General features: G+C 48.4%; 7 protein-coding genes. 1 reads left to right on the top strand and 6 read right to left on the bottom strand.

Annotated elements, in window-relative coordinates; genetic code table 11:
• Positions 1 to 303 precede the first annotated feature (303 nt).
• The 4 genes from RMO84_RS17665 to cobU form a co-directional block, all read right to left on the bottom strand.
• Positions 304 to 492, bottom strand: a complete 189-nt coding sequence (locus RMO84_RS17665; protein ID WP_310489748.1) for a hypothetical protein — start codon at positions 490 to 492, stop codon at positions 304 to 306.
• 9 nt (positions 493 to 501) lie between these two features.
• Positions 502 to 1,074, bottom strand: a complete 573-nt coding sequence (gene def / locus RMO84_RS17660; RefSeq protein ID WP_310489747.1) for a peptide deformylase — start codon at positions 1,072 to 1,074, stop codon at positions 502 to 504.
• A 112-nt stretch (positions 1,075 to 1,186) separates the two neighbouring features.
• Positions 1,187 to 2,149 (bottom strand): serine protease, encoded by a 963-nt coding sequence (locus RMO84_RS17655; protein ID WP_310489746.1) that lies wholly within the window; start codon positions 2,147 to 2,149, stop codon positions 1,187 to 1,189.
• A gap of 212 nt (positions 2,150 to 2,361) precedes the next feature.
• A complete protein-coding gene (cobU, locus tag RMO84_RS17650; protein WP_310489745.1) occupies positions 2,362 to 2,904 on the bottom strand; it encodes a bifunctional adenosylcobinamide kinase/adenosylcobinamide-phosphate guanylyltransferase in 543 nt (180 codons plus the stop codon).
• Between the two features lie 122 nt (positions 2,905 to 3,026).
• Between cobU and RMO84_RS17645 the strand changes: the two genes are divergently transcribed.
• The gene (locus RMO84_RS17645) at positions 3,027 to 3,554 is read left to right on the top strand and encodes a hypothetical protein (RefSeq protein ID WP_310489744.1); all 528 of its coding nucleotides are present in this window, start codon (positions 3,027 to 3,029) and stop codon (positions 3,552 to 3,554) included.
• Between the two features lie 77 nt (positions 3,555 to 3,631).
• Here RMO84_RS17645 and RMO84_RS17640 read toward each other — a convergent pair whose 3' ends face one another.
• Together RMO84_RS17640 and RMO84_RS17635 are read right to left on the bottom strand one after the other, a co-directional pair.
• Complete coding sequence (locus RMO84_RS17640; protein ID WP_310489743.1) at positions 3,632 to 4,222, bottom strand: DUF2939 domain-containing protein; 591 nt, start codon at positions 4,220 to 4,222, stop codon at positions 3,632 to 3,634.
• Between the two features lie 164 nt (positions 4,223 to 4,386).
• Positions 4,387 to 4,499 (bottom strand): bifunctional ornithine acetyltransferase/N-acetylglutamate synthase (locus RMO84_RS17635; protein WP_310489749.1); only part of this gene is annotated, 113 nt, incomplete at its 5' end.

Genomic DNA, 4,499 nt, shown 5'->3' with positions numbered 1-4,499 from the left:
TCCAAGTTAAGCGGCTCGCGCTCCGTCTTCTCTTCGAGACGCTACGCGAACGACACGCCTCGCTTCGCTCGTCTACGGCTTTGTCTTGTCGCAATTGTATGGGCGGGACACCCGCCCACATTGCGCCGCTGCCGAGGGTTTGCGGATGCGCTCGTCACGGAGGTTTCCTCCAGGTTTAGCGCACCAAGCAGCGGCGCATCGAACGGGAGGTTCCCTCCCGTTTGTATGCGACAAGACAGCGAGACAAGACAGCGCGTCAAGACAAGACAACACACCCTACGATAGGCTTACAAATCAAGATGATTAGCGAGAATTCTTGACAGCGGTTAGAAACAAGAATACTGTCAGCGGAATGGTAGCGGCGAGGATACTGCCAGTGACTGCCGTGCCGAGTTCTGGTGCCCCAGAAGTGAGTTCAAATACCGAGCCAACTGCGGCGATCGCCGAAATTGAGGCACCAAGCAAACAAATACCAGTCAGAGGGGTGTACATGAAACGTGACTAAGCTCCGGGAGTGATGTGTTGAACGTGTTGGAGGGAGAAACCTTTTTTCTTGAGTTCTTCAGTCAATGCGAGGTCGTTCTCGACACGATCGACAAACAAGACCCCATTGAGATGATCTAATTCGTGTTGGATCGCGCGCGCGAGTAAGCCATCGGCTTTGAGGGTACGCGGGCGACCGGATTCGTCGCGATATGCCAGTTCGATCGTCTCTGGCCGTTCGACGTCCAAATATACGCCAGGGATGCTCAAGCACCCTTCTTGGTCTTTACAGAGGACTTTACCAGACTTTTTAATCGCGGGGTTAATCAGGATTAAGGGTGGAGCTTCGGGTTTGTCTAGCTCGCAATCGATGACAATTAATTGTTTATTGATACCGACTTGGGGTGCGGCTAAACCGATCCCATCGGCACTATACATGGTCTGGAGCATGGCCACGATCGTCCGGCGGATTTCTTCATCCACACTGGCAATCCGTTTGGCTGGCTGGCGCAATACGCGATCGCCTAGATAGTGAATATCCAGTGGCGGTTTGGCTAATTTTTTCTTTTCAACAAGGATAGATGTCGGCATGGACGGGGAAGTACGAGCGAGGATGGCTGTAGGTCGATCTTTTAGCTAGTTACCATTTTAACAGGATTTAGATGTTTGAGTAACCGTTCCCAAGCAGATCGACCACGACAACCTAATCGTATGTTTGCTCGTCTACTTTAGTAACATCAAAAATTGGTGGAGCATCAGCTCTAGTTCTAAATCTCCGCGCAAACTTTTTGTTATTAGTCCCGATCGTCAACGAACGATCTAGGAGTTGATAGTTGACCGGAGATGCATCGACTCTTGCGCCGACAAGATTGCGAGTATGTGGTTGAATTCTGAATAAAGTTTGGATTGGAATGCCCAAGTTAAAGCCGGTTTTCTCTTCACTCCCCAATCCAGTGCTTGCTTCTTCTCCTGGTACTTGATTATTGCGATCGCCTTGACCGTGAATCGCTACAATCCTACCCGCCGCATCGAATACCGGCCCGCCACTCATTCCCGCTCTAGTAATATTTGTGTAGGAAATATCGTAACCATTATTCATCTCTTTCGGATTGAGATCGCTTTCATCTAATCTGGAAGAAATCATGCCACCAGTAAACTGAAAAGCGATCCGATTAATGGCCTGACCTGGCTTGGGAAAACCAGCGACATAAACAGGGCTACCTTCATCCGCATATTCCGAATTGCCCAGCGTCCCGATCGCAAAAATATGGTTACTTTCAAAGGAAATTTCGGCGAGATCGACATTGGGAATTCTTTTGATATTTTTGATATTGACATCGATTACCGTCCTTTTCCTCACGCCTAAGCTATTGACTGGAATCGGCGTAATAATCTTGTATTTGGTATCGGTAGATCTCACCACATGTGCTGCGGTCAAGATCGTATAAATATTCTTATTCCCTCGTTCGACACGACCGATAATTACGCCAGAGCCAAAAGTTCCCTCTGCTGATTCGATCCTGACGACGGTTTTTTTGGCGATCGAGCCAACTTCTCTGGCTAAAATTGCCCTAGTCTCACGACGGGCGGCAGTTACTTCCACCGGAGCGATCGCGATCGTCGTAATTGTCAAACAAATGGGGATGAGATAACGGTTAAAGAACATATTTTATAAATAGGTAATGGAGGTTGGGTATTGACGATCGCGATCTGAGCAACAAGTCGGAATTTACTGATACATTTGCGGCTGAATGTTTTCCAGAATACCAGCACTAAGCAAAATTGCTGGATCTGCGCGGTTATTTTACCCCCTCTGCACAGATCGTCCTCCAGTCGCGCTTGCAGATATAGCCTTGCCAGCCGCCTGTTCCGCCAGCTTTACCGATCTAATTTCTGACCTAATTGCGATAAGTTTAAAACGTGACCGCCAGTTACCAAGTAAACCGTACTGGAGATCGATCCGATCTGCCGCGTCAACATTCCCAGTCGATCGCGAAATAGTCGCCCGCTGGGATAAGCTGGCACGACACCCCAGCCAGTTTCTTCAGCAACCATAATTATCGTGCCCCGGCTGGTCGGTAAAACAGCCAATAATGCTTGAGCTATCTTTTCCCACTCCACATCAGATCGATCGAGCAAGTTGGCCACCCAAGTGCCCAGAGAATCGATTAATAAACACTGTGTTGGCTCTGCGCCCTCGATCTGCTGTGCTAAATCTTCAACCGTCGCCATCGTCTGCCAGGTAGCCGGACGCCGCTGTTGATGGCGATCGATCCGCGCTTGCCATTCAGGATCGGCAGGATCGACAGTGGCCGTGGCAATATAAGTCACCGCTCGATCGCTAGCGATCGCCAGCGATTCCGCCCATTCACTCTTGCCACAGCGAGCGGCTCCCGTCACCAAAATTAGTTGTTGTGCCATCTGTGTAGTCATCGATCGTGCTAATTAATTTATGCTATTATCCATTCAAACTATTGGTATTCAACTCTAGCTAGACATTGAGTTAGCACATCGCGATCGAATCAACTGTCAACCGATCTAATATGCCAATATCCACAAACCATTTTGGTGCCTCGACCGATCGATTACCCCCAGTCCAAATCCCCAAATTTAGCAATCTGCGTCCAGATGCCAATCCGATCTTGGCAGCTCACATGCTCCAAGAAATGTATAAGCTAGTGACAGATTGGCAGCAAGAGTTACAAGAGATCGAGTGTCAAAGTATCGAGATTAATACTAGGGGGCCAATTTTAGCCGCCTGGTTGGAATCGCGCACCTTTAAGCGTACCGCTACTGGATCCGCTATTCCTACTCCTTATCTGAATGTTGCGGTTGAGGCGACTGGCTTGAGTACCATCGATCCTGAGGCTGGTTATCGCTTGTGCGGACTAGATGAATACGGCGCGTTGTGGACGCGTCCGTGTTCGATGGCCGAGATCCTCAGCGTCAGTCAAGCCATTGCTAGATATCAACAGCTCAAGGATTTAAACGCTCGTCAGCAGCAAGTAGAAGCCCATATCCGCCAAATTCTTGAAGATTTGGTTCATCTACGCATGAAGTTGGAAGATTAGAGGTTTCTGGATGAGAGGTATGCAAAACTATTGATGGTGGCGGGGAGCGGGGAGCGGGGAATAAAGAATACCTCCGCTCAAGTCCGATCGCCTAACTTCGAGATATCAATCTTAGATAATTTCCAGCCGATCCCATCGCGGGTAAGGATGAGACTGACATCTTGGGTACGATCGACCTTATTAATGATATGCACGACAAACCGATCGAATGATTCATAGCCCATCGTAATTTGCGATTTGGCGACATCTTTATCGAGATTACTCAGGTCAATTTTCGTGCTAGGAAATTTATCGAGCAGCAATTGTTCGATCCCTTCAGGAGTGACTAATTTATCTACTAGCGAGTCGATCGTTCGCTCTACGCGATCGACATTCGCCGAAGATACTTGGACGGTTTTAGCTTCCTTAATCTGCTCGATCGCTTGCGCTTTGATAGTAGCTTTAAAATTATTTCGCAGTTCTGGAAAATTAATTTCTTGGGATAATGCACCCGGATTCCGATGCTCGGCAGCACTTTGGAGACTATTTACCGCCAAGTAGGGCGAATAATATGCCCCGGCACCAGAAAGCGTCATAATACCAGTACCAACAGCCGCACCGACGATCGCGGTTTTTTTGTCTATAGATTTTACGCGTTCTCGCAGTCTCTCCAGCAGCGGCTCGGACATAGTTGATAGTTGATAGTTGATAGTTGATAGTTGGGAGATCGTAGGGTGTGTTACCGCGATAGCGTAACGCACCGAAGAATAAATCTCACGAATCATTTAGGATTGCTATGGTCGATCGTCGATCGCGAACAACTGTTAATACGAGTCTCCTCGTCCCCCAGTCTTTAAGTGGTATATTCAGCATTAATCTTGACATAGTCATAGCTGAGATCGCAGCCCCAGGCGATACCCGACCCACTCCCATTACCCACACTCACCGAAATAAGCACCGTATCAG

Source organism: Chamaesiphon sp. VAR_69_metabat_338, assembly GCF_031423935.1.
Classification (GTDB): Bacteria; Cyanobacteriota; Cyanobacteriia; order Cyanobacteriales; family Chamaesiphonaceae; genus Chamaesiphon.
This window is presented reverse-complemented; position numbering and strand designations above follow the sequence as displayed.